Annotated in this window: 17 protein-coding genes; 7 read left to right on the forward strand and 10 right to left on the reverse strand. The window is 71.3% G+C overall.

All coding sequences use genetic code 11. The features are described 5' to 3' along the window. Positions 1-7: 7 nt before the first annotated feature. Positions 8-1333 carry an ABC transporter substrate-binding protein gene (locus Cs7R123_RS07335; RefSeq protein ID WP_244871669.1) on the reverse strand — a complete coding sequence of 442 codons (1326 nt, stop codon included), beginning with the start codon at positions 1331-1333 and terminating at the stop codon, positions 8-10. Between the two features lie 73 nt (positions 1334-1406). Next, positions 1407-2597 carry an ROK family transcriptional regulator gene (locus Cs7R123_RS07340; protein WP_212824499.1) on the reverse strand — a complete coding sequence of 397 codons (1191 nt, stop codon included), beginning with the start codon at positions 2595-2597 and terminating at the stop codon, positions 1407-1409. A gap of 208 nt (positions 2598-2805) precedes the next feature. Here Cs7R123_RS07340 and Cs7R123_RS07345 point away from each other — a divergent pair, with 208 nt between their 5' ends. The 3 genes from Cs7R123_RS07345 (at position 2806) to Cs7R123_RS07355 (ending at position 8799) form a co-directional block, all read left to right on the forward strand. Beyond that, positions 2806-5256, forward strand: coding sequence for a PQQ-dependent sugar dehydrogenase (locus Cs7R123_RS07345; protein ID WP_212824500.1), 2451 nt, complete (start codon positions 2806-2808; stop codon positions 5254-5256). 49 nt (positions 5257-5305) lie between these two features. Further along, complete coding sequence (locus Cs7R123_RS07350) at positions 5306-6952, forward strand: glycosyl hydrolase family 8 (protein ID WP_212824502.1); 1647 nt, start codon at positions 5306-5308, stop codon at positions 6950-6952. A 92-nt stretch (positions 6953-7044) separates the two neighbouring features. Next, positions 7045-8799 carry a CBM35 domain-containing protein gene (locus Cs7R123_RS07355; RefSeq protein ID WP_244871670.1) on the forward strand — a complete coding sequence of 585 codons (1755 nt, stop codon included), beginning with the start codon at positions 7045-7047 and terminating at the stop codon, positions 8797-8799. Between the two features lie 50 nt (positions 8800-8849). On the opposite strand, the gene Cs7R123_RS07360 is transcribed toward Cs7R123_RS07355, so the two are convergent. The 5 genes from Cs7R123_RS07360 to Cs7R123_RS07380 form a co-directional block, all read right to left on the reverse strand. Beyond that, on the reverse strand, positions 8850-9380 hold the full coding sequence (locus tag Cs7R123_RS07360) for a hypothetical protein (RefSeq protein WP_212824504.1): 531 nt from the start codon (positions 9378-9380) through the stop codon (positions 8850-8852). Positions 9381-9475: 95 nt separating this feature from the next. Then, on the reverse strand, positions 9476-9928 hold the full coding sequence (locus Cs7R123_RS07365) for a GNAT family N-acetyltransferase (protein WP_212824506.1): 453 nt from the start codon (positions 9926-9928) through the stop codon (positions 9476-9478). 439 nt (positions 9929-10367) lie between these two features. Beyond that, positions 10368-11111, reverse strand: coding sequence for a sterol desaturase family protein (locus tag Cs7R123_RS07370; RefSeq protein ID WP_212824507.1), 744 nt, complete (start codon positions 11109-11111; stop codon positions 10368-10370). 140 nt (positions 11112-11251) lie between these two features. Beyond that, positions 11252-13897 carry a hypothetical protein gene (locus Cs7R123_RS07375; protein WP_212824509.1) on the reverse strand — a complete coding sequence of 882 codons (2646 nt, stop codon included), beginning with the start codon at positions 13895-13897 and terminating at the stop codon, positions 11252-11254. Positions 13898-13958: 61 nt separating this feature from the next. Beyond that, the gene (locus Cs7R123_RS07380; RefSeq protein ID WP_212824511.1) at positions 13959-15554 is read right to left on the reverse strand and encodes a beta-N-acetylhexosaminidase; all 1596 of its coding nucleotides are present in this window, start codon (positions 15552-15554) and stop codon (positions 13959-13961) included. A 195-nt stretch (positions 15555-15749) separates the two neighbouring features. On the opposite strand from Cs7R123_RS07380, the gene Cs7R123_RS07385 reads away from it, so the two are divergent. From Cs7R123_RS07385 to Cs7R123_RS07395, 3 genes are read left to right on the forward strand one after another with little or no spacing between them, the layout of a single operon-like run. Beyond that, positions 15750-16817: a sugar ABC transporter substrate-binding protein gene (locus Cs7R123_RS07385; protein ID WP_244871671.1), complete on the forward strand. Its 1068-nt coding sequence runs from the start codon at positions 15750-15752 to the stop codon at positions 16815-16817. Continuing rightward, a complete protein-coding gene (locus Cs7R123_RS07390; protein ID WP_212824515.1) occupies positions 16817-17539 on the forward strand; it encodes an ATP-binding cassette domain-containing protein in 723 nt (240 codons plus the stop codon). Before Cs7R123_RS07385 ends, Cs7R123_RS07390 begins: the two co-directional genes overlap by 1 nt. Further along, a complete protein-coding gene (locus Cs7R123_RS07395) occupies positions 17536-18672 on the forward strand; it encodes a sugar ABC transporter permease (RefSeq protein ID WP_212824517.1) in 1137 nt (378 codons plus the stop codon). Before Cs7R123_RS07390 ends, Cs7R123_RS07395 begins: the two co-directional genes overlap by 4 nt. 110 nt (positions 18673-18782) lie before the next feature. On the opposite strand, the gene Cs7R123_RS07400 is transcribed toward Cs7R123_RS07395, so the two are convergent. The 3 genes from Cs7R123_RS07400 to Cs7R123_RS07410 all read right to left on the reverse strand — a co-directional run bounded on the left by Cs7R123_RS07400 (position 18783) and on the right by Cs7R123_RS07410 (position 23175). Then, complete coding sequence (locus tag Cs7R123_RS07400; RefSeq protein WP_212824519.1) at positions 18783-19763, reverse strand: hypothetical protein; 981 nt, start codon at positions 19761-19763, stop codon at positions 18783-18785. A gap of 187 nt (positions 19764-19950) precedes the next feature. Further along, positions 19951-21753 (reverse strand): gamma-glutamyltransferase, encoded by a 1803-nt coding sequence (gene ggt, locus Cs7R123_RS07405; RefSeq protein ID WP_212824521.1) that lies wholly within the window; start codon positions 21751-21753, stop codon positions 19951-19953. Positions 21754-21891: 138 nt separating this feature from the next. Beyond that, positions 21892-23175, reverse strand: coding sequence for an MFS transporter (locus tag Cs7R123_RS07410; protein WP_212824523.1), 1284 nt, complete (start codon positions 23173-23175; stop codon positions 21892-21894). 516 nt (positions 23176-23691) lie between these two features. Here Cs7R123_RS07410 and Cs7R123_RS07415 point away from each other — a divergent pair. Then, a complete protein-coding gene (locus Cs7R123_RS07415) occupies positions 23692-24921 on the forward strand; it encodes an RICIN domain-containing protein (protein WP_212824525.1) in 1230 nt (409 codons plus the stop codon). Positions 24922-24942 lie beyond the last annotated feature (21 nt).

Below are 24942 nucleotides of genomic sequence, written 5' to 3' on the forward strand. Positions count from 1 at the left end.
GCCACGGTCAGCCGGCCAGCTTCACGAGGTTGTTGATCTGCTGGTCCACCTTGGCCAGACCCGCTTCCAGATCCTTGCTCTTGCCGGACTGGTAGTCCTGGACGAACGCTCCCAGCTCCTCCTGGTAGGCGGCGCCGACCACGCTGGGCGGGGTCGTCGTGGTGCCCGGGTTGGCGAAGATGTCGAGGAACACCTTGAACTCGTCGTCGACGACCAGGTCCTTGCTGGCCAGCGCGTCACTGGTGGTCGGCACGTTGCGGATGCCGTTGCTGAGCTTGACGATCGCGGCGGTGTCGGTGGTCAGGTATCGCAGCAGCGCCCACGCCGCCTCGGGGTTCTTCGCCGTACGCGAGACGCCGATGACGTTGCCGGTCACGTAACCCGCGCCGTAGCGGGCCGGGTCGGTCACCGGCAGCGGCGCCACCCCGAACGGCACGTCCTTGGCCTGGTCGCGCAGGAACGCCATGCGCCACTCGCCGTCGACCGCGATGGCGACCTTGCCCTTCTGGAACGCGTTGTCGGCGCCCCACTCGTCGCCCAGCCCGGCGCGGAACTTCTCCAGCTTGTCGTAGCCGTACCAGTCGACGAGCTCCTTCTGCCAGGCGAGCAGCTCGCGCCACTTCGGGTCGCTGCCGATGGCCGAGGTGCCGTCCTCCTTCAGCCAGGTCGCGCCGACCGCCGGGGCCAGGTGCGCCGGGGAGTTCTCGTAGAAACCGAAGCTGGGCAGGAAGCCGGCCCGCTCGATGGTGCCGTCGGGCTTGCGCACGGTCAGCTTCTTGGCCAGGTCGGTCAGCTCCGCCAGGGTCTTGGGCGGCGCCGACACCCCGGCCTCGCCGAAGATCTTCTTGTTGTAGTACAGGCCGTACACGTCGGCCAGGAACGGCATCGCGCACCGCTTGCCCTGGTACTCGGTGTACGAGCGCACCACCGCCGGGTACCTGTCCATGACGACCCCGTCGCGCTTCAGGTACGGCGCCAGGTCCGTCCACGCGCCCGAGGAGCAGAACTTGCCGACGATGTCGGTGGAGTAGCTCAGGCCGACGTCCGGACCCTGCCCGGCGCCGATGGCCTGGAGCATCTTGGTGTCGTCCTGGCCGCCCTTCACCACGACCTTCACCTTGGGGTACTTGGCCTGGAAGTCGGCGACGATGTCGTCGATGGCCTTGGCCTCGCGGTCGGTGAAGAAGTGCCAGAACTCCACCTCGCCGGAGGGTTCGACCCCGGCGCTGGCGACCGGCGCGGGGGCTTCGCCCGGGGTGCATCCGGCCGCACCGGACACGAGCAGGCCCGCTGTCAGCGCGACGGCGGCCAGCCTGGCGGCTGTGATAGACAAGGAAGGCTCCTCTGCGGATTCGGGGGGTGGTGGCCGGTGCCTGCCGTTGCCGCGGTCAGGCACCGGTGTGGTGCTAGACCGGAGCGAGCGTGTAGCGCAGCGCGTCGATGAGCGACTCGCGTACGGCACGTACTCCGGCGTCCATGGCGCCCAGCAAGACCGCGTCGTCGGACAGCGCGGTCACCGCCACGGGCGTGCGCAGCGGTGTGGCCCGGTGGAACGCGGCCGTGACCCGGTCGCGCAGCGCGGCGCCCCCGGCCTGGGCCACCTCCCCCGCCAGCACCACGAGCGGCGGATCCACCAGCGCGGACACCGCCGCGAGCGGCACCGCGATCCGGTCCGCCAACGCCCCCAGAAACGCCTCCGCCGCCTCCGACGGGAGGTGGGAGAGGGCGGTGGTGACGGCGGCTTCGGGGGTGGGGGCGGGGAAGCCGTACGCGGCGGCCAGGGTGGTGACGGCGGCGCCGCCGACGAGGTCCTGCATGTCGCCGGCGGCGCCGTGGCCGGGGCCGCCGAGCGGCAGGTAGCCGATCTCGCCCGCGCCGCCGGTGACCCCGCGCAGCAGTGCCGCGCCGAGGTCGATGGCGCAGCCCAGGCCCGCGCCGAACCAGAGCAGCGCGAAGGCCGAGCTGCCCTGGGCCACGCCGCGGTGGCGTTCGGCGATGGCGGCCAGGTTGACGTCGTTGTCGGCGTCGACCGCCAGCCGCAGCGCGGCGGCCAGCTCGCCGACCAGGCCGGGGCGGCGCCAGCCGGGGATGTCGATGTGCCGGATGGTGTCGGTGCCGGGGTCGTACGCCCCGGGCACGCCGAGTTGCAGCCGGCTCACCCGGCCCACGGGCACGCCGGCGGCCGCGCACAGGTCGGCCAGGATGCGGCGGACGGTGTCCAGCGGGGTCTGCTCGGCCACGCCCGGGAACTCGGCGCGAGCCAGCACCGCGCCGCTGACGTCGCACAGCGCGGCACCGAAGGGCGGGTGCGGGGACTCGGTGGTGTCGCGCAGCGCGACCGCCACGACGTACGCGGCGGCGGGGTTGACCGAGTAGATCTCGGCGTTGGGGCCGGGGCCGCCGCTGGTGTGCCCCACCACCACGGCCAGGCCGGTGCCGGTGAGCCGCCGCAGCACGTCGGAGGTGGTCGGCTTGGACAGGCCGGTCAGTTCGCGCAGCTCGGCGCGGGTCAGCGTGCCGCGGTCGAGCAGCAGCGCCAGGGTGGCGCTCTCGTTCATCGCGCGCAGCAGCTTCGACGACCCGGCCAGGAGTGTCATGAACGACCTTTCAATAGGCAAGTAGGCTTACTATCCTCATCGGGGTCCGGGGTGTCAAGAGGTCGCCCGGCCCTCCCGCCGGACAGTCCGGCACGTCGCGACCCTTGACCCCTCGTGATTTACGTACTTAACATCCTCGTTGGTTAAAGGTAAGTCAGGTTACCTAACAGTTATCGGCAGTTCCGCCTCACGCAGAGGAGACCGCGCCATGACATCCATCCGGGGACGCACCCGCCGCCGCGCCACGCTGGCGGCCGGCAGCCTCCTGCTCGCGTCGCTGCTCACGGCGGCGCCCGCGCACGCCGCACCCACCCGCTACGAGGCCGAGAACGCCACGATCTCGCAGGGCGTGATCGAGGCCAACCACCTCAACTACAGCGGTACCGGCTTCGTCAACACCGACAACGTCGTCGGCAGCTACGTGCAGTGGACCGCCACGGCCGCCGACGCGGGCCCGGCGGTGCTGAAGATCCGCTACGCCAACGGCACCGCCGTCGACCGGCCCGCCGACATCACCGTCAACGGCTTCCTGGTCGCGGGCGGGGTCTCGTTCGCCGGCACCGGCAACTGGGACACCTGGGCCACCAAGACCCTCGCCTTCACCGCCAACGCGGGCGCCAACACGGTCCGGGTGGCCTCGACCAGCGTCAACGGCACCGCCAACCTCGACTACATCGAGACCGAGGTGGAGGCCGCCAGCACCGACTACCAGGCCGAGTCCGCGACGCTGTCGCAGGCGGCGGCCGCGACCAACCACACCGGGTACACCGGCACCGGCTTCGTCGACTACACCAACGTCGCGGGCGGGTACGTCGAGTTCACCGTGTCGAAGCTGGTCGCGGGCACCGCCAAGCTGACCCTGCGCTACGCCAACGGCACCGGCGCCGACCGGCCGCTGGACCTCGCCGTCAACGGCAACACCGCCGCGAGCGACCTCTCGTTCCCGGCCACGGCCAACTGGGACACCTGGGCCGACCAGACCATCTCGGTCAGCCTGCCCGCCGGGACCAGCAAGGTCCGGGCCACGGCCACCGGCGCCAGCGGCGGCCCCAACCTCGACCGGCTCCGGGTGGCCTCGCAGTCGGACTCGACGGCACCGACCACGCCGGGCCAGCCGAGCTGCGCGAACATCGCCGACACCGCCCTGGACCTGTCCTGGGGCGCGTCCACCGACGACACCGGCGTCATCGCGTACGACGTCTACCACGACGGCAACAAGCTGACGTCCGCCGCCGCACCGGCGGTCGGCACCCGGCTGACCGGCCTGTCCCCCAACACCGAGTACCGCCTGTCGGTGTTCGCCCGCGACGCGGCCGGCAACACGTCGCTGTCCAGCGCGCAGGCGATCTGCACCACGCTGGCCAGCTCCGACGCCCAGGCGCCGACGGTCCCGGGCACCCCGGCCGCCTCCGGCGTGACCGGCACCGGCGCCACGCTGAGCTGGGGCGCCTCGACCGACAACATCGGCGTCACCGCGTACGACGTGCGCATCGGCACCACCGTGGTCAAGTCGGTGACCGGCACCCCGCCCGCGACCAGTGCCGCGGTCACGGGGCTGGCGTGCAACACGGCGTACACGCTGAACGTGGTCGCCCGCGACGCGGGCGGCAACGTCTCGGCCGCGAGCCCGACGGTGTCGTTCACGACCACCGCGTGCAGCGGCGGCGTGCCGTCGGCGATCGGCACCCTGTCCACCGGCTGGACCATCCCGTGGGGCACCTGGTTCATGCCCGACGGCCAGACCGCCCTGGTCACCGAGCGGGACGACAAGGTGACGGCCGGGCAGTTCAAGGTGTTCAAGGTGACCCTGGCCGGCGCCCGTACGCAGGTCGGCACGGTGCCGAACGTGGTCACCACCAACGGCGAGGGCGGCCTGCTCGGCGTCGCCGCCGACCCGAACTGGGCGACCAACCACTTCATCTACCTCATGCACACCGCGTCCGAGGGCAACCGGATCGCCCGGATGACCTACAACGGCACCAGCCTGAGCGGCTACACGGTGCTGGTCCAGGGCATCGCCAAGAACCGCTACCACAACGGCGGCCGCCTGGCCTTCGGCCCGGACGGATACCTCTACGCCACCACCGGCGACGCGCAGACCAGCAACCTGGCGCAGGACAAGAACTCGCTCAACGGCAAGGTGCTGCGGATGCGCACCGACGGCACGCCCGCCCCGGGCAACCCGTTCGGCACGCTGGTCTACAGCTACGGGCACCGCAACCCGCAGGGCCTGGCCTGGGACTCGCAGGGCCGCCTGTGGGAGGCCGAGTTCGGCAACAGCCTGTACGACGAGCTGAACCTGATCAAGCCCGGTCTCAACTACGGCTGGCCGACCTGCGAGGGCACCTGCTCGGTGGCCGGCATGGAGAACCCCAAGCGCCAGTGGTCGGTCGACACGGCCTCGCCCAGCGGCATCGCCATCGTGCGCGACACGGTCTACATGGCCGCGCTGCGCGGCGAGCGCATGTGGCGCATCCCCCTGCTCAGCGGCGAGAGCACCGGCACGCCGACGGCCTACTACGTCGGCACCTACGGCCGGCTGCGGACGGTCACCAAGGTGCCCGGTGCCGACCAGCTCTGGCTGAGCACCACCAACAGCGACAACAACGGAGGCGCCGCGAACGGTTCGGACACCATCTTCAAGATCACGATCTCCTGAGCCCGATCCCCCGTCCGGCCCCCGGCCGGACCGTGACCGAAGGAGTCACATGCGCACCGCACCACGGACGGCACACCGCCTGGCCGCCGCCTTCGCCGGCGCCCTGGTCCTGACCGCCGCCGCCCCGCTGACCCAGGCCGCCGCGGCCACCACCCGCTACGAGGGCGAGAGCGCCACGATCTCGCAGGGCGTGGTCGAGGCCAACCACCTCAACTACTCCGGCACCGGCTTCGTCAACACCGACAACGTCACCGGCAGCTACGTGCAGTGGACCGTCACCGCGAGCAGCGCGGGCAGCGCCACCGTCGCCATCCGGTACAGCAACGGCACCACCACCGGCCGGCCCGCCGACATCGCGGTCAACGGCACGGTCGTGGCGGCGGCCTCGGCGTTCGGCGGCACCACCAACTGGGACACCTGGGCCACCAAGACGCTGACGGTGAACCTGAACGCGGGCAGCAACACCGTCCGGGTCACCGCGACCACCGCCAACGGCACCGCCAACCTCGACTACCTCGACCTCACCATCGGCAGCACCGGCACCGGACCGGCGATCCCGTTCGGCAGCCACCAGTACGCGTACGCGGCGGGCACGCTCAAGCCGTCCGGGTCGCAGTCCACGCTGGACGCCGCCGTGGTGTCGTACTACAACGCCTGGAAGTCCGCGTTCGTCAAGCAGAACTGCGGCAACGGCTGGTACGAGGTCATCTCCCCGGACGCCGACCACCCGTACGTCGCCGAGGCGCAGGGCTACGGCATGGTCATCACCGCGCTCATGGCCGGGGCCGACGCCAACGCCAAGACCGTCTTCGACGGCATGGTCAAGTTCATGCTGGCCCACCCGTCGGTGAACAACGCCAACCTGCTCGCCGCCGAGCAGGACACCGCCTGCAAGAGCGTCAACGGCTCCGACTCGGCCACCGACGGCGACCTCGACGTGGCGCTGGGCCTGCTCATGGCCGACAAGCAGTGGGGCAGCACCGGCACGTACAACTACAAGCAGCTCGCGGTGAACCACATCAACGCGATCAAGGCCAGCGAGGTCAACCCGACCACGAAGCTGATGCTGCTGGGCGACTGGAGCACCTCGGGCGACGCGCTGTACTGGACCACCCGCCCGTCGGACTTCCACCTCGACCACTTCCGGGCGTTCAAGACGGCCACCGGCGACACGTTCTGGGACACCGTCCGCACCAACCACCAGAACCTGATCACCAACCTCCAGACGCAGTACGCCCCGAACACCGGCCTGCTGCCCGACTTCGTGGTCAACACCAACACCACCGCCAAGCCCGCTCCGGGCCAGGTGCTGGAGGACCCGAACGACGGCAAGTACTTCTGGAACTCCTGCCGCACCCCGTGGCGCATCGGCACCGACGCGATCACCGGCGGCGGCTCGGCCTCGCTCACCTCCGCCCGCAAACTCAACACCTGGATCAAGTCGAAGACCGGCAGCAACCCGAGCAGCATCGCGGTCGGCTACTCGCTGAGCGGCACCCAGATCAGCTCGGGCAGCGAACCGGCGTTCTTCGCGCCGTTCGCGGTCGCGGCGATGACCGACTCCGGCAGCCAGGCCTGGCTGGACGCGCTCTGGACCAAGATGATCAACACCGGGTTCAGCAGCAGCGACTACTACTCCACCAGCATCCAGCTCCAGGTCATGATCGTCGCCAGCGGCAACTACTGGCTGCCCTGACCGGGCTTCTGCGGCGGGGCCGGGGTTTCCGGCCCCGCCGCTTCCTTCCCTCCCCACCGACCCCTCCTCCCACCGACTCCGACAGGAGTGTCATGCGCAGTCGCAGCACACCCGCGCGCCTGGCCGCGGCGGTGACGACCGGCCTGCTCACGGCCGCCGTCCTCACCGCCCCGGCCACCGCCGCCCCCACCCGCTACGAGGCCGAGAGCGCCACCATCTCGCAGGGTGCCGTCGCCACCAACCACCTGAACTACAGCGGCACCGGCTTCGTCGACACGGTCAACGTCGCGGGCAGCTACGTGCAGTGGACGATCAACGCCGCCACCGCCGGGACCGCCGCCCTCGGCCTCCGCTACGCCAACTCCGGCGGCGCCGACCGCCCCGCCGACATCGCCGTCAACGGCACGGCGGTCGCGGCCGCCGCGAGCTTCCCCGTCACCGCCAACTGGGACACCTGGACCACCAAGACCGTGACCGCGACTGTCAACGCGGGCAGCAACACCGTCCGGATCACGGCGACCACGGCGGGCGGCCTGGCCAACATCGACTACCTCGACGCCGAGGTGGCCGCCACCACCGAATACCAGGCCGAGAACGCGACGATCTTCCACGGCGTCGTCGAGGCCAACCACACCGGCTTCACCGGCACCGGCTTCGTCAACGGCGACAACGAGACCGGCAGCTACACCGAGTTCACGGTCAGCGCGGCGAGCGCGGGCAGCGCCACGCTGGAGCTGCGCTACGCCAACGGCACCACCGGCACGCGGCCCGCAGCCGTCGCGGTCAACGGCGCGACCGTCGCCACCCCGTCGTTCGCGCCCACCGCCGACTGGGACACCTGGGCCGTCCAGAACGTCACCGCGAACCTGGTCGCGGGCACGAACACCGTGCGGGTCACCAGCACCACCGCCAACGGCGGGCCGAACCTGGACCGGCTGCGGCTGCTGCCGGCCACCAGCGGGCCGTTCATGGCGGTCGCGCCGTACGAGTACTTCGGCTGGGGCGACCCGCAGAGCCCGACGGCGGTCATGTCCGCCACCGGGATCAAGTGGTTCACGCTGGCGTTCATGCTCTCGGACGGCACCTGCAACCCGATGTGGGACGGATCGCGGCCGCTGACCGGCGGCGACGACCAGGCGAAGATCAACGCGATCCGGGGCGCGGGCGGCGACGTGATCGTGTCGTTCGGCGGCTGGAGCGGCAACAAGCTCGGCGAGAAGTGCTCGTCGGCGTCCGCGCTGGCCGGGGCCTACCAGAAGGTCGTCAACGCGTACGGGCTCAAGGCGATCGACGTCGACATCGAGGACACCGAGTTCTCGACCGCGTCGGTGCGCCAGCGGGTGGTCGACGCGCTGAAGATCGTGAAGACGAACAACCCCGGCATCCGCACGTTCATCACGTTCGGGACGACGCCGACCGGGCCGGACGCCACCGGCAAGGACCTGATCAGCAAGGGCGCGGCGGCCGGGCTGGACAACGACGGCTGGACGATCATGCCGTTCGACTTCGGCGGGCACACCGGGACCATGGGCCAGGCGACGGTCAGCGCGGCCGAGGGACTGAAGAACGCGGTCAAGACGGCGTACGGCTACAGCGACGCCACGGCGTACGCGAAGATCGGCGTCTCGTCGATGAACGGGATCACCGACGAGCCCGGGGAGACGGTCACCATCGCCGACTTCCAGACCATCCTGGCGTACGCCCAGCAGCACCACCTCGCCCGGCTGACGTTCTGGTCGATCAACCGCGACCGGGCCTGCGGGACCGGCAGCGACGCCGACTCGTGCAGCGGCGTCTCCCAGCAGCCCTACGCCTTCACGAAGATCCTCGTCCAGTACACGGGCTGAGCCCCCGCGCCGTGGTGCGCCGACGCGTGGTCGGCGCACCACGGCCGTGCTCACATGGGCGCGAGGTAGCCGATGTACCGGTGCATGCCATTCGCCTCGATGATCCATCTCTGGCGTACGCGCAGCGGCTCCTCCAGCCTGGCGATCAGGCGCCCGGCCTCGTCATGGGCGACCGCGCCCGAGCCAACGGACTCCGCCATGATCTTCACCGGGTCGATCCGGCATCGATGCGCTCCCTGCGGCGCGATCGTCACCCGCCGCAGCTCGTGGTCATCCGGCACGCCCAGGACCTCGACGGTCAGCGTCGCGTCCGTTCGGTTGTCGATGAGGATGGACACCTCCTCCGAGCTCGGGCGGCGCGTCAGCCACAGAACGAGCCCCGACCCGAGCACCAACCACAGCAGAGGCGACAGTGCGAACGCCATCCGCTCGCCGAGCGAGGCATGGATGCCCCCAAGTGCCACGCCGAGGGCGAATTTCGCCGAGAGGGCGAACAGGATCCAGGCCACATAGGGCACGCCGGACAGGAGCTTCTGCAACATGAACCTGCGCAGGTCGCTTCGCGTCGGCCGGCTGCCCATCCGCACACCCCATCCGCTGGTCGCCGCGCCTACTGTAGGCGCGACCGGCAACCAGGCGGGCCTCTCCGAGCCGCCGTGACCGCAGGGCCGGACGGTCAGGGCGTCTCGTTGCGCAGCACGTAGCGCAGGAAGCCGCTGTGCGGCGTGTAGCTGTCGTACAGGGCGCGGGCGCGGTGGTTGTCCTCCTTGGTCTGCCAGTACAGCGTGGCCCAGCCGTTGGCCTCGACCTCGGCCCGCAGCGCATTGATGAGCAGCCGGCCGACGCCCCCCGACCGGGCGGCCGGATCGACGAACAGGTCCTGCAGGTAGCAGACGGGCGTCAGCATGGACGTGCTCTCGTGGATCAGGTAGTTCGCGATGCCCACGACGCCCTGCTTCGGATCCTCGGCCACGACGGCGTGGACCGGCGCGGCCGGGTCGAGGATGCGCGCCCAGGTGTGCCGCGTGACCGCCTCCACCGGCTCACGCTCGTAGAACCGCGTGTACGCGTCCCACAACTCCCGCCATCGCGGCTCGTCCGCCGCCACCACCGCCCGAATCCTGATCATGCCCCGAGCCTAACCACGACCTGATCGAGCCGCCGTCACCAGTCCGCAGTGATCGCTGTCCAGGGTCACTTTCGGCACGCCAGGTGAACGCCAAGACCGCCAACGGCGATCTTGGGGGTGACGGCAGTCGGTGATCGTCGGCTGCGGCCGGGTTGCGAGCTGAGTGAGGAGTGGGTGCCACTTCGTGGCTGGAGACCGCTGATCTTCGGATGCGGTCCCGGCGGCGAACGCCGTTTCGGGGCGGAATGCGGGGCTACGGGTGAGGCGCGCGTAGTGGAATGGCCTGAAGTCGCGATCTTCGGGGCGGACGCTGTCCATGATCTGTGTCGGCGGTCAGAATCCGTGCTGGCAGGTGAGGTTGTGACCGGAATCAGCGATCACGCCGCCGCCAGGCTGGCCCGGCCCGGGGTGGGCGGGGCGGGGCGGGGCGGGCATGCCGTCAGGTGGCGCTGGTGCGGGTGGGGTCGTAGGCGTCGTCGAGGGTGCCGAAGAGGCGGTCCCAGATGGTGGTGTAGAAGCCCAGGTTGCGGGCCGGGTTGAGGTGGTGCATGGCGTGCATGGTCGGGGTCGCGACGATCGCGAACAGGCGCGAGCGCCGCCAGCGCAGCGGCAGCGGCTCGACGCCGAGGTGGCCGAAGATCCCGAAGACCAGATTGATCACGGTATAGCCCACCAGCGCCCACACGCTCAGCGGCACGACCGACAGCATCAACAGCCACAGCGCCCCGAACCCGATCACCTCGCCCGGATGCAGCGCGAACAGCGTGATCGGCCGCGCGTCCACGAACCGGTGGTGCATCCGGTGCCCCAGCGGGTACAGCCACCGCACGTGGGCCAGGGCGTGGCCGAGGTACGAGGCGAAGTCCATGGCGAGCACCAGGACCAGCAGGTCCACCACGATGCGCCAGCCGGCGTCGAGGTCGAACCGGATCACGCCGAGGGTCCACAGCTTCCAGCCGACCACGGTGATCGCCGTGTTGAGCACCACCGAACCGGCCGCCAGCCACCATTGCAGGGGCTCGGCCCGGCCGGGGTCGGGCAGCAGCCGCACCACGGTCTTGAGCCGCAGCACCGCCGTGCCGAGCGCCACGCCGACCACGAGGATCAGCGTGTTCTCGGCCAGACAGATCAGGACGGCGGCCCACAACGGCAGGTCTGCGACGTACGCGGCGAGCTCGTGCATGCCAGGAGGATAGGGCGCGGAGCAAGACCGGGGCATCCCGCGAACACTGGGAAGTTCGCGGGACGCCCCGGAGCTCTGGAGCCGGTGCCGCCTCCACCTCATACAGCGGCACGGCACCGGCTGGTGTCACTGCCGGGCGGCTACGGGATCGCCGCCGTGGCGGCGGGGACGTTATAGCCGCGTACCCGCAGCCAGGGGGCCTGGCCGCCGAGGTCGGACGTCTGGTAGACCGCCGTGATCGTGGTCGACTCGCCCGGCCACAGCGTCACGTAACCGTCGGTGTAGGTCACCGGCAGCACCTCGGTGCCGCCGCTGCCCGCGGTGACCTCGGGCCGGACGAAGAACGCCAGCGTGGAGCCGGTGTTGGTCAGCGTGATCGTGACCGTCTCCTGCCCGCCCGCGACGCTGCGCGACACCGCCCTGGTCACGCCGGTGTTGGACGGCAGCGCGTTCAGTCCGGTGAGGTTGGCGAACGTCTTGGTCGTGGTCGAGTACCAGTTGCTCTTGTTGCCCAGCGCGTCGGCGGTGGTCGAGTACCAGTACACGTTGTTGCTGACCAGCGCCCCGCCGCTGTCGCGCAGCTGGAGCCGGATCAGGTAGGTCGTGCTGAGCCCGGTGACCGCCGGGATCGTGAGCACGGACGCCGACGCGTTGGCGGCGGAGTTCACCGCGACCGTGGTCGTGTACTTCTGCGCCAGGTCGGGCAGGTTGTACAGGGTCGCCGTGGCGGTCAGGCCGGTGCGGGCGGTCAGCGTCGAGTTGACCACGTACACGTTGCGGGTGGCGTAGTCGTAGGCGACGTGCACCGGTTCGGTGGCCTTCTTGGTGCCGAAGAAGCCGCCGCCGGGCTTGAGGAAGTAGTCGTACAGGTTCCAGTGCACGGCCGGCCAGGCGTTGTTGAGCATCCAGAAGATGGTGCCGAACGACTGGGTGTGCTGCCGGGCGCTCCAGGCCTCGAAGAACGCCCGGGTGTTCTCGTAGTTCTGCACCTCCGACTTCTTCGAGTAGTCGGCGGCGCCGGTCGCGGTGCCGTACCGGCGGTTGAGGCCGTTGCTGTACATGCTGATGTTGTCGAAGACGCTGCCCGCGCGCCCGGCGTGGAAGTTGAACGCGGTGCCGATCGGCCACTGGTCGGCCGGGGCGAGGAACTTCTGCAGGCTCTCCAGCGGCGGCGGCGCCTCCGTGCCCTCCTCCCCGGTGGTGCCGAAGGCGGACCCGGCCTTGGTGGTGTCCCACCACAGCACCGGCGGCGCCCACTTGTAGGGGCCGTCCATCTTCATCCCGGCGTTGGCGTTGGACCAGGTCGCGACGTTGTCCAGGGTCGGGTTCTGCCAGTGCAGGGCGGTGGCGATGTTCTTGTACGCGGTCAGGTGCGCCGTGTTCGGCGGCTGGTCGCTGCCGTACGTCCACAGGAACGGGCTGGCGTGCGCCCGCAGCGCCCGCAGCTGCGTGTCGAGCGAGGCGTTGGCGACCTGCTGCTGCTCGGCGGTCCAGGTGGCGTCGTTCTCCCAGGCGCTGCAGCACACGAACCCGGGCATCAGCATGACCCCGGCCTGGTCGGCCAGGTCGTAGAGCTCCTCGTTGCCCAGCGTGCCCTCCAGCCGGATCGTGTTGAGGCCCATGTTCTTGACGTAGTTCACGTGCGCGGCGTTGGTCTTGGTGTCCCACCGCTGGAGCAGGTCCCACACGTAGCCGCCGCCCCGGAACAGGATGTTCTGCCCGTTGACCTTGTATCCGGCGAACGAGGTGCCGTTGACGGTGCTGCGGAAGTCGGTGAACTGCCGGACCCCGAACCTGATCGCCTTGCTGTCGGAGGTCGCGGCGGCGACGGTCGCCGCGACGGACAGGTCGTACAGCTCCGGCGAGCCGAACTGGTACGGCCACCACAGCGCCGGGTTGACCAGGTGCAGCTGCGGGAAGGCCGCCGGGGTGAAGGCGACCTCGCGCCGCTCGCTGGGGTTGAGGGTCACGTTCTGGCTGACCGTGACGGTCGGCTGGCCGGGTTTGCTGATCGTCGCGCCGACCGTGGTGGTGACGGCGCTCGCGGTCGCGTTGACCGCGTCGACGTACACGGTGAGGTCGGCGGTGTTGGTGCCGGGCAGGGGCAGCACGGTCTTGACGTACGGGTCGCGCAGCGCCACCGCGCCGGTGGTGTCCAGCAGGGACCTGCCCCAGATCCCGGCGTTCATGTCGGGGGCCTCGGGGTTCCAGTCGACGGTGCAGACCGACAGGTCGGCGCAGCCGTGGGCCGGGGGCGTGACCCGGATCGCGAGCGCGTTGAGGCCGCCCGGGTTGATCAGACCGGACACGTTGTACTCGTGCGCGGCGAACGTGCCCACGGCGTCGCCGTCGAGCTGGGTGCCGTTGAGCCAGATCTGGGCGCGGTAGCTGATCCCCTTGAACCGCAGCCAGTACACCTGTCCGGGGCTGCTCGCCGCGGCGGTGAACTGGCCGCGGAACCACCAGTTCTGCGTGGTCAGGTCCGGCACGGACTGCAGGTTCGTGCCGAAGTAGATGTTCTGGTAGACGTTGTTCGCGACCAGCCCGGCCAGCACGGTCGAGGGCAGGCTGACCGGGTTCCAGCCGCTGGTGCCGTAGCCGACCTGGGAGATGGCCGCGCCGGTGTCGGCCAGGCCGGTGGCCGAGCGCATCGCCCAGCCGCCGCCCAGCTCGGTCGAGGTGACGGTGGCCGCCTGCGCCTGCTGCGCGCCGGCGGCCCCGACGGCGACGACCGTCGCCAGCGTGGTCAGCACCGCTCCCAGCCAGCGGCGTCGTGATCGGATCATGGGTAGCCTCCTCCTGCCGACCGGGTGGGTCAGCCTCGTGGGACGGGCGGGTGGTGCGGGTTCAGGAGCCGGCGGGCCAGCTCACCTGCGTCGACTGGTAGTAGCCGATGCCCATGACGCGCCAGCGCGGGCCCTGCGCACCCAGCCGGGTCTTGAACGCGGTCAGGTTGTGCGTGCTGTACGGCGACCAGCCCAGTTCCGCCAAGGCGGGCAGGCGCGGGAAGGCCATGTAGTCGATGTCGGCGGTGGTGCGGATGGTCTCGGTCCACAGTGGCGCCTCGACGCCGAGCACCGAGGACTCGCCGACGCCGCTGAGGTAGGCGCCGGGGTTCCAGTCGTACGCCTTGTCGACGTCGATGAGCCCGGCCCACTTCTGCCCCAGCCGCGTGCTGTTCTTGTACTTCATGTCCAGGTAGGCGCGGTTGGCCGGGGACATGATCACCTTGGTGCCGTTCGCGGCGGCGGCCGCCACGGCCGCGTCGCTGGTGCCGGTGCCCCAGAACTGGGCGATCCGCGACGGCTGCGGGGTGGCGTGCACGACGTCGTGCCAGCCGAGCACGGTCTTGCCGTGCGCGGCGACGATCTGCTGCACCCGGTCGATGAACGTCGTGTAGTCGGTCGCGCTGGTGGAGCTGGCCTCGTCGCCGCCGATGTGCAGGTACGGCCCGGGGGTCAGCGCCGCCAGCTCGCCGACCACCTGGTCGATGAAGGTGTACGTCAGCGCCAGCGGCACGCACAGCGAGCTGAACCCGACGTTGGTGCCGGTGTACCGCGCCGGGGCGACCCCGTTGCAGTTGAGCTGGGCGTACGACGCCAGGGCGGCGTTGGTGTGCCCCGGCATGTCGATCTCCGGGACGACGGTGATGTAGCGGGAGGCGGCGTAGGCGACCAGCGCGGTGTAGTCGGCCTGCGTGTAGTAGCCGCCCGGGTCGCCGCCGACGGCGGTGCCGCCGCCGTACACGGCGAGGTTGGGCCAGCTGTTGATCGCGATGCGCCAGCCCTGGTCGTCGGACAGGTGCAAGTGCAGGTAGTTGATTTTGTACAGGGCGAGCTGGTCGACGTAGCGGCGCACGGCGGCGGGTGGGAAGAAGTGGCGCGCCACGTCGAGCATCGCGCCCCGGTAGCCGAAGCGCGGGTAGTCGACCACGTGCGCGCCGCCGACCTGCCACGGCCCGGCCTGCACCGTGGTCGCCTCGACGGCGGCGGGCAGCAGCTGGCGCAGCGTCTGCACCCCGGCGAACAGCCCGGCGGGTTGGTTGGCGCGGACGGTGACCGCGGTCGAGGTGACGTCGAGCTGGTAGCCCTGGGCGCCGACGCTCGCGGGCGCGCCGGTCAGCAGCAGCGCGATGCCGCTCGGGGAGCCGGTGGGGGCGGGCGCCACGGGCAGGGCGTACCCGGTCGACGGGCGCAGGATGCCCGCGAGGTAGGCGCCGATGTCGGCGGCGGCGGTCGAGCCGGGTTCGGTGTAGACGGTGGTGGCCGAGCCGAGGGTGTAGGTGACCCCGGCGGTCGGCGCGGCCGTGACGGGAGCCGGGACGACGGAGGTCAGCGGGATGGTGGCGGCCTGCGCCGCGGGGGCGGCCAGCAGGGCTGCCGCGCCGGTGGCCACAGCCAGGGCCAGGGCGGACAGCGTACGGCGAATACCAGGACCGGTCATGGGTCGTCCTCCAGGAACGCACCAAGGGTGCCGTCTGGAGTCGCCTCCAGCGGCACGGACGATATTGACGTATGTCCCAGTGTGACTCAGGATAGTGAGCCACCGATTGTTTGGCAATCTGACTGACCATCATTCCGCAATGGACCTGCTACGGCACGCAGCGAAGATTGAGAGGTCACCATGCACAGAGGATGGATGGCACTGACCGCAGCCGCCGCGCTCACCGCGACACTGGGCCTGTCGGCCTGCGACAGCGGCGACACCCCCGCCGGCACCGGCGGCAAGAAGACGATCGCCCTCTTCCTGCCCGAGTCGAAGACCACCCGGTACGAGGCGTTCGACCGCCCGCTGTTCGAGGCCAGGGCCAAGGCCCTGTGCGCCGACTGCGAGCTGCTCTACTTCAACGCCGATCAGGACGCCGCCAAACAGCAGCAGCAGGTCGAGGCCGCCCTCACCCAGGGCGCCGACGTGCTGGTGCTCGACGCGGTCGACGCCGCCGCCGTGGCACCGCTGGTCAACCAGGCCAAGCAGAAGAAGGTGCCGGTCATCGCGTACGACCGGCTCATCTCCGGCATCGACTACGCGTACTACGTCTCGTTCAACAACGTGCGCGTCGGCGAGATGCAGGGCCAGGCGCTGCTGGACGCGCTGACCGCCAGGGGCAGCCTCGGCAAGGGCCAGGTCGTGTTCATCAACGGCTCCCCCACCGATCCCAGCTCGGCCGACTACAAGAAGGGCGCGCACAGCGTCCTGGACGGCAAGGTCACCATCGGCCGTGAGTTCGACACCCCCGACTGGAGCCCCGACAAGGCCCAGCAGCAGATGGAGCAGGCGATCACGGCCCTGGGCCGGGACAACGTCGTCGGCGTGCTGTCGGCCAACGACGGCATGGCCGGGGGCGCCATCGCCGCCATGAAGCGGGCCGGGTTCGCCGCCCTGCCGCCCATCACCGGCCAGGACGCCGAGCTCGCCGCGGTGCAGCGCATCCTCACCGGCGAGCAGTACATGACCATCTACCTCGACATCCGCGCCGAGGCCGAGAAGTCGGCCGCACTGGCGGTGGCCCTGGCCAAGGGCGAGACCCCGGCGGCACCGGCCACCGTCGACAACGGCACCGCGAAGATCCCGGCGTTCCTGCTGGACCCGATCGCGGTCACCGCCGACAGGATCAAGGACACCATCGTCAAGGACGGCTTCTACCGGGCCGCCGACATCTGCACCGGCGAGGTCGTCGCCGCCTGCACCAAGCAGGGCATCTCGTAGTGGTCCTGCGGGCACGCGACATCAGCAAGCGCTACGGCGCGGTCCAGGCGCTCCAGGGGGTACGCCTGGACCTCGCCGCGGGCGAGGTCACCGCCCTGGTCGGCGACAACGGCGCCGGCAAGTCCACGCTGATCAAGGTCATCGCCGGGGTGGTCGCCCCGGACGCGGGGAGCATCGCGTTCGACGGCCGCGACGTGCGTATCAGCCGCCCGTACGACGCCCAGGCGCTCGGCATCGCCACCGTCTACCAGGACCTCGCCCTGTGCGAGAACCTCGACGTGGTCGCCAACCTGTTCCTCGGCGCCGAGCAGCGGCGCGGCGGCCTGCTGCGCCACCTCGCCATGGAACGCACCGCCCGCGACCTGCTCGGCTCGCTGGACGTACGCATCCCCGACATCGGCCAGCCCGTCGCCGCCCTGTCCGGCGGGCAGCGCCAGTCCGTGGCCATCGCCCGCGCCCTGCTCGGCGAGCCGAAGGCCGTCATCCTCGACGAGCCCACCGCCGCGCTCGGCGTCGAGCAGACCGCGCAGGTCCTCGCCCTGATCACGCGCCTGCGCGAGCGCGGTCTGGCCGTGCTGCTCATCTCGCACAACCTCGCCGACGTACGCGCCGTCAGCGACCGCGTCACCGTGCTGCGCCTGGGCCGCAACGCGGGCGAGTTCCGCACCGCCGAAACCGACCAGGACACCATCGTCGCCGCCATCACGGGAGCACGCTCATGAAGCAGCGGATGGTCACCGGCGCCGCGCCGGTCGTCGCCGGGCTCGCCGTCATCGCCGTGGTGTTCGGGCTGCTCAACGAGCACTACCTGGCGGCGGAGAACCTCACCAACCTGATGCTGCAACTGGCCGCGACGGGCACCATCTCGCTCGGCGTCATCCTGGTGCTGCTGCTGGGCGAGATCGACCTGTCGGCCGGGTCGGTCAGCGGCCTGGCCGCGGTCGTGATGACCGTCCTGTCCGTACGCCACCACCTGCCCGTCGCCGCCGCGATCGGGCTCGCGCTGCTCACCGGCGCCGCCATCGGCACCCTGCACGGGCTGCTGTTCACCCGGCTGGGCATGCCGTCGTTCGTGGTGACGCTGGCCGGGCTGATCGGCTGGCAGGGGCTGCTGCTGTACCTGCTGGGCAGCGGCGGCACCATCAACCTGCCCTTCACCGGCTTCGTGGCCAAGCTCAGCGACACCTGGCTGCCGCAGTGGGCGTCCTGGCTGATCGCCGCCGGGATCGTGCTGGTCTGGGGCGCGAGCGCGCTGTGGCGACGCCGGCTGCGGGCGGCGGCCGCGCTGCCGGTGCCCGCGCTGTGGCGCGTCCTGGTCCCGATCGGCACGGCCGGGGCGGTGCTGGCCGCGGCCGTGGTGGTGCTCTCGGCCGACCGGGGCGTGCCGCTACTGCTGCTCATCTTCGGCGGCCTGGTCGTGCTGCTGGACCTGGCCCTGCGGCACACCGTGCTCGGACGGCGGATCTTCGCCGTCGGCGGCAACGCCGAGGCCGCCCGGCGCGCGGGCATCAACGTGGACGGCGTACGGGTGCTCGCGTTCGCGGGCTGCGGCACGCTCGCCGCCCTCGGCGGAATCCTGGCCGCCAGCCGCCTGTCGGCGGTGAACCAGAGCTCCGGCGGCAGCGACATCCTGCTGATGGCGATCGCCGCCGCGGTCATCGGCGGGGCCAGCCTGTTCGGCGGGCGCGGCCGGACCTACGCCGCGCTGCTGGGCATCCTGGTGATCCAGTCGATCACGAACGGGATGCTGCTGCTCAACGTCGACTCGTCGATCCGGTACATGGTGACCGCCGGGGTCCTGGCCGTCGCCGTCGCCGTCGACTCCCTCGCCCGCAAGGGCTCCCCGGGCCGCTGACCGTCCCATCCCTGTGGTGATCGGTGCAGTTTCGGGGAAAGTGCACGAATGCGGCCCATGATTCGTGCACTTTCCCCGAAACTGCAGCAGGAGCACGCGCCCGGGCGGAGTCAGAAGGGGAGACGGTGCCAGGCGGGGCCGATGATCGAGGGAGGGCGGTCCTCGTCGGTGGGCATGGGGTGCCAGGTGGCCTGCCACGTCTGCGGCGGTCGCGCCAGCTGCTCGCGTGCCGCGCGCGCCGTCTCCCGGGCGTCACGGCCCTGCCACGGTGTCTGCACGAAGACCTGATAGATGCCGTCCAGCTCGAACCAGAGCTCGAAGACCTCCGGGTCCGGATGGCCGTTGCCGGCCCAGACGAACCGCAGTCCGTATCCGGCGAGCCGGTCAAGGTCAGTGCCGGTCATGGCGAGCCGGGCGGCGGCACGCACCGGCGTCTCCCACGAGTGGTCGGCGGCCGCCCGGGCGACCTCCGCGTCGTAGGCGGCGGCGTCGAAGGAGACCCCTCGGCCCATCGGTGCCTCCAGCAGCCAGTCCCAGTGCACGACCCCGTCGTCCCGGACGATCGCGACGTCGGTGATCACAAAACCGCAGTCCCGGCAGGGGCAGCGGGCGATCGGCACTCTCGCCGGCTCAGCGGTGGCGACCAGGCGGTTGATGGGCACGAGCAGGTGGAACGGGTCCATCCCGAGCCTCGCGCCGTCGGCGGTGATCTCGACGTCGTTGACGTAGACCCGAACCGCGAACAAGGAGGTGCCGGGCACGACCAGTTCGACTGCCAGGCGGAGCGTGTCGACAGCGGGCCGTCTGACGGTCGCACCACCGGCTCCCAGCACGAAGCCGCCCGGGACGGCGCCCGGGTAGGGGATGCCCACCTCCGTGAGCGCGCCCGCGGCCAGCTCACGCAGGTCCGGCAACTCGTCGCGCGGCGCGGCGGCGGCCAACTCCCGCAGCGACGGCGAGTCCAGCCCATCAGCCAGCGCCCTGCGGGCGCCGTCGATCAGTCCTCCTGTCCCACGGCCGGTCTCGTCGTTCCACTGCGCCACCGCGTTCCACAGGCGCTGCTCCGCCGATTCCTCGCCCATCCCCGTCATGCCCGGCATCCTGCCCGCCCACCGCCGTCACCCGCACCGGGATATCCCGCCGGGGTGGCTGCAGTTTCGGGGAAAGTGCATGAAAGCAGGTCATGATTCCTGCACTTTCCCCGAAACTGCACGTTGCCGGGGCACCCCCACGGGGTGCGGGAGGGGCCGGGACTTCGTCCCGGCCCCTCCCGGTACGTCAGGATGCGGGGCAGACCACGCCGGCCGCGCCGCCGCCGCGGCGGGTCGGTTCGGCCGCGGCGACCAGGCGGCCGCCGCTGAGGAAGTCGATGCCGGTGGCGGCGCCGATCTCCGGGTTGGGCGCGAACACGTGCCCGAGCGCCTCCAGGCCCGGCTGCTCTGGCGCGAAGCCCGGCTCGGCCTGTACGGCGGCGGTGTTGCGCTGGGTGGCGCGGGCCGCGGCGATCGCCTCGGGCAGGGTCATCCCCAGGTCGAGGCGGTTGACCAGGATCTGCAGCACCGTCGTGATGATCGTCGAGCCACCGGGCGTGCCGACCGCCACGTACGGCTTGCCGTCCTTCAGCACGATCGTCGGCGCCATCGAGCTGCGCGGCCGCTTGCCCGGCCCCGGCATGTTCGGGTCGGCGGCGGTGCCCTGGGTGGGCGTGAAGTTGAAGTCGGTCATCTCGTTGTTGAGCAGGAAGCCCCGCCCCGGCACCACCATGGCGTTGCCGCCGGTCTGCTCGATGGTCAGCGTGTACTCGACCACGTTGCCCCATCGGTCGGCCACGGTCAGGTTCGTGGTCGACTGCCCCTCGGTGACCGACTCGCCCGGCGCCGCCGTCGCGCAGCCGGTGTACGTCCCGTCCGGCTCGCCCGGCGCGACCGGCTTGGCCAGCGCGTGCGCAGGATCGATCAGGCAGGCCCGCTCCTTGGCGAAGCCGTCGGTGAGCAGCTCGTCCAGCAGCGGGCGCGGGGTGTAGTCGCCGACGTAGCGGTTGCGGTCGGCGAACGCCAGCGCGCTGGCCTCCAGGTAGCGGTGCAGCGCCTGGGTGCGGGTCAGCGCCGACAGGTCCGAGCCCTCCAGGATGTTCAGCGCCTCGCCGACGGCCTGGCCGCCGCTGGAGGGCGTGGCCATGCCGTACACGTCGAGGCCGCGGTAGCCGACGTGGGTCGGCGCGGGGGTGCGCACCCGGTAGGCGGCCAGGTCCGAGGCCGCCATGGTGCTGGGCCGGATCGGGTACGGCCACACCGTGCCCGGGGCGGTCACCACCGGCGGGTGCTGGACCGTGTCGACCAGGTCGGCGCCGATCTCGCCCCGGTAGAAGGCGTCGATGCCCGCGCGGCCGATCAGCCGGTAGGTCTGGGCCAGGTCCCGGTTGCGGAAGACCGACCCGACCGCGGGCGCCTGCCCACCCGGCAGGTAGAGCGCGCTGGTGGAGGTGAACTGGCTGAACGCGGCCGTGTTGTCGCTGATCTGGCTGCGGAACGTGGCGTCGACGAGGAAGCCCCGGTCGGCGACCTGCTCGGCCGGGCGCAGCGCCTGGGCGAGGCTGGTCGTGCCCCAGCTGCGCAGCGCCTGCTGCCAGGTGGCCAGGCTGCCGGGCACCCCGGCGGCGATCCCGCTGACCCGGGCCTCCTGGAACTGGTACGGCAGGCCGGTGGACGGGTCGACGAAGACGTTCTCCTGCATCGTCATGGGGGCGCTCTCGCGGCCGTCGATGGTGTAGACGCGGCGGTCGCGGGCGTTGTAGTAGACGAAGAAGCCGCCGCCGCCGATGCCCGACGAGAACGGCTCCGTGACGCCGAGCGTGGCCGCGGCCGCGATCGCCGCGTCGACCGCGTTGCCGCCGCGCCGCAGCACCTCCAGGCCGACGCGGGTGGCGTCGGGATCGACGGTGGCCACGGCCCCGCCGTAGCCCTCGGCGGTGGGCTGCCGGTCACTGCTGGGCGGATCGGCCTGGGCGGGTGCAGCGATCACGGTCGACATCAAAACCGCCCCGGCCAACAAGACCAGTGCGCGGTGGTGCCTGAATCTCATGACGTCCCTCCACTTAGGAAGCTTCCCGCCCACCGTATGCCGTAACGGCGACAGGCGCATCCACCGCGAGTGATACTACCGTTTCATACGCTAACACCGTTTTGGCCGTTATCCTCCGGGACCGCCCGCCGCTGACGGTCACGCCGCCCGGTGGGGAAGGTGCCCTTCCACATCAGATTCCGACAGGAAGGCGCCCTTCCTCACCGCGGTGAGCGGCAGTGCCGAGGCCAGCAGCGCGAGCGCCGCCAGCCCGACCGTGGCCGCCCCCGAGGCGAGCAGGGTGTCGGCGGGGCCGAGCCGGCCGACCAGCGGGCCGCCGAGCGCCGCGCCGATCGGCGCCGCCGCGACCATCACCGAGCCCCGCGCCGCGAGCACCGCGGGCAGGTCGGCCGGGTCGGCGGCGGTCTGGAACAGGGTGACGTTGAAGGCCGGGAACGGCCCGTAGATGATGCCGCCGAGCGCCATCCCCGCCATGGTCACCCACACCGAGGTGGTGAACCCGAACGGCAGCAGGCAGGCACCCCACCCGGCGATCACCGCGATCGCGAACGGCCAGGGCGACAGGGTGCGCAGCGTGCCCGCGATCAGGCCGCCGAGCAGGGCGCCGACCCCGAACACGGCCCAGTAGGCGCCGAGGAACCCGGCGTCGCGGCCCAGGACGTCGACGATGAACAGCGGGAGGGCGACCTCGACCGGGCCGTACAGGAAGAAGAAGACCGCGGTGAGGGCGAGCAGGCCGAGCAGCTGCGGCCGCCGGGCCAGGATCCGGAACCCGCCCGCGGTACGCGGCACGTCCTCGCCCGCCACCGCCGGGGCCGGCACGCGGCGCAGCTGCGCGGCGAGCACGAGGTAGGTGGCGGCGTCGAAGGCCAGCACCGCCGCCGGTCCGGCCACCGCGACGAGCACCCCGGCCAGCGGCGGCCCGAGGATGATCGCCGTGGTCTGGCTGGTGCCCAGCAGCGTGTTGGCCGCCAGCCGGTGCTCGGCCGGGACCAGGGCGCTGACCAGCGTGTACGTCCCGGCGGTGCCCCACGCGGCCAGCAGCGACGACAGCGCGAGCAGCACGACGTACAGCACGGGGGTGAGCACGCCGAGCAGGTGGCACGCGGCGGCGGCGCCGAGGGTGACCGCCCGCAGCAGCGCGTTGGCGATCACCAGGCGGCGCGGGTCGACCCGGCTCAGCCAGCGGGCCAGCCCGGCGGCGCCCAGCGCGGCGGGCAGCGTGTACGCGGCCACCGCCGCCCCGACGACCAGCGCCGCCCGGTCCGGCTCGGTGATCTGGATCGCCAGCCACGAGATCGCCACCACGCTCAGGCCGTCGCCGAGGAAGGACACCGACTCCCCCGCCAGCAGCCGCCGGAACCCCGGAACCCGCAGCACCTGCCGGTACGCGGCCGGGACCAGCCGATTCGCCATACGCATCGGGCAAGACTGCCAGTTCAAGCCAGGTTGAGGTCAACGGGGAACCCGTCGGCCTCGTCCCGGCTCTAGTCTCGTGACCTGCCCGTCCGCCCCAGGACCTCGCCCCCGGCGGCGTGCGGGTCGCCGGTCGACCAGGGGCCGCTGCTCGACTGGGCCGACGGCGGGTTCACGGGCAGCACCGCCGTCCCGCACGTGCTCGGGCGCGGCGGCGACATCGCGCGATCCTGTGACCTGGCCTGGTCGGGCCACACCGACACGCTGGACCTGGTCTACGCGACCCCGTAGCCGACACCTTCCCGTCCGGCGTCACACCTCATACGGTGTGCGCACACCGTATGAGGTGTGACGTGCCGAGGTGCGCACCCGTCGAGCGCAGCGCATTGACACTGTCCGATCGGCGGTTCTAGCCTTGGCGACTGATCGGCCATCCGCTGAAGGGACGTCACGTCCACCGGGTTGAGGCGGAGACCGACGGATACACCCGTCCGCTCGCTCTCATCTCACCCGGGAGATCACATGCCCCCTGTCCGTATCCCCGTGCGCCGGTCGCGGCTGCTCGCCGCGCTGGTGTCCACCCTCGCGGTGCTGGCCGGCTCGATCGCGGTGCTGGTCACCGCCGCGCCGACCGCGTACGCCGCCAGCGCCTTCACCTCGACGGCCGCCAACCGCAACGGCGGCAACTGCGTGGACCTGCCAAACGGCTCGACCGCCAACGGCACCCAGCTCATCCAGTGGAGCTGCAACGGCGGCGGCAACCAGAACCTCGTCTTCACGCCGGTCGCGGGCACCACCGACCAGTACACGGTCGGCACGCTCAACGCGGGCAAGTGCGTCGACGTCAACGGGGCGTCCACCGCCGACAACGCCACGATCATCCAGTGGACCTGCGGCACCGGCGGCAACCAGCGGTTCCGCCTGGTGCCGGTCGCGGTCAGCGGCACCGACCGGACGTTCAACGTGCAGGCGGTGCACTCCGGCAAGTGCGTCGTGCCCGCCGGCGGGTCGGCGGCGAGCAACACCGGCCTGGTGCAGCTGCCGTGCAGCACAGCCACCTCCCGGGTATGGCGCCTGGCCGGATACCCGGTCGGCGGCAGCCCCTCGGCCTCGCCCTCGACGCCGCCGTCGCCGGGCCCGTCCACCTCGCCGGGCGGCACCCCGCCGTCGAAGACGGTGCGGGTGTTCTGGCTCAAGCCGTCCGACGTGGCCTACGACCAGCGCTACCCGGACGGCATCGCCGCCGTGATGCGCGAGGCGCAGCGCTACTACCAGCAGGAACTCGGCAAGACGTTCACGCTGAACAGCGTCGTGGTCGAGGTCGTCACCGGCGAGCACGTGCGCAGCTGGTACGAGAACACGCCCAACGGCGGCGACAAGTACTGGTGGTCGGTGACGAACATGCAGCAGGAGCTGGCGCGCCGGCTCGGGCTGCGCAACCCGGACAGCCGGTGGCTGTGCGTCGGCGAGATCAGCGCCGAGGGCGACGGCGCGGGCGGCGGCGGTAGCCCCGGCTGGGTGGTGCTCAGCGGCCACGACGCCGACGGGGCGGCCGGGACCAGCGGCCAGTCGATGAACCGCTGGTACGGCGGCATGGTGCACGAGCTCGGCCACGCCTTCGGCCTGCCGGACGCCGCGTCCACCGACGGCACGCCGATGTCGGCGTCGTTCTACAGCTACCCGAACACGCACTTCAGCCAGGCCCAGAAGAACCAGATCATGGCCGGGCCGTACGGCAGCTTCCTGTCCTGAGGCACGGTGCCGGGGTCCGCG

This window comes from Catellatospora sp. TT07R-123 (assembly GCF_018327705.1).
GTDB lineage: Bacteria > Actinomycetota > Actinomycetes > Mycobacteriales > Micromonosporaceae > Catellatospora.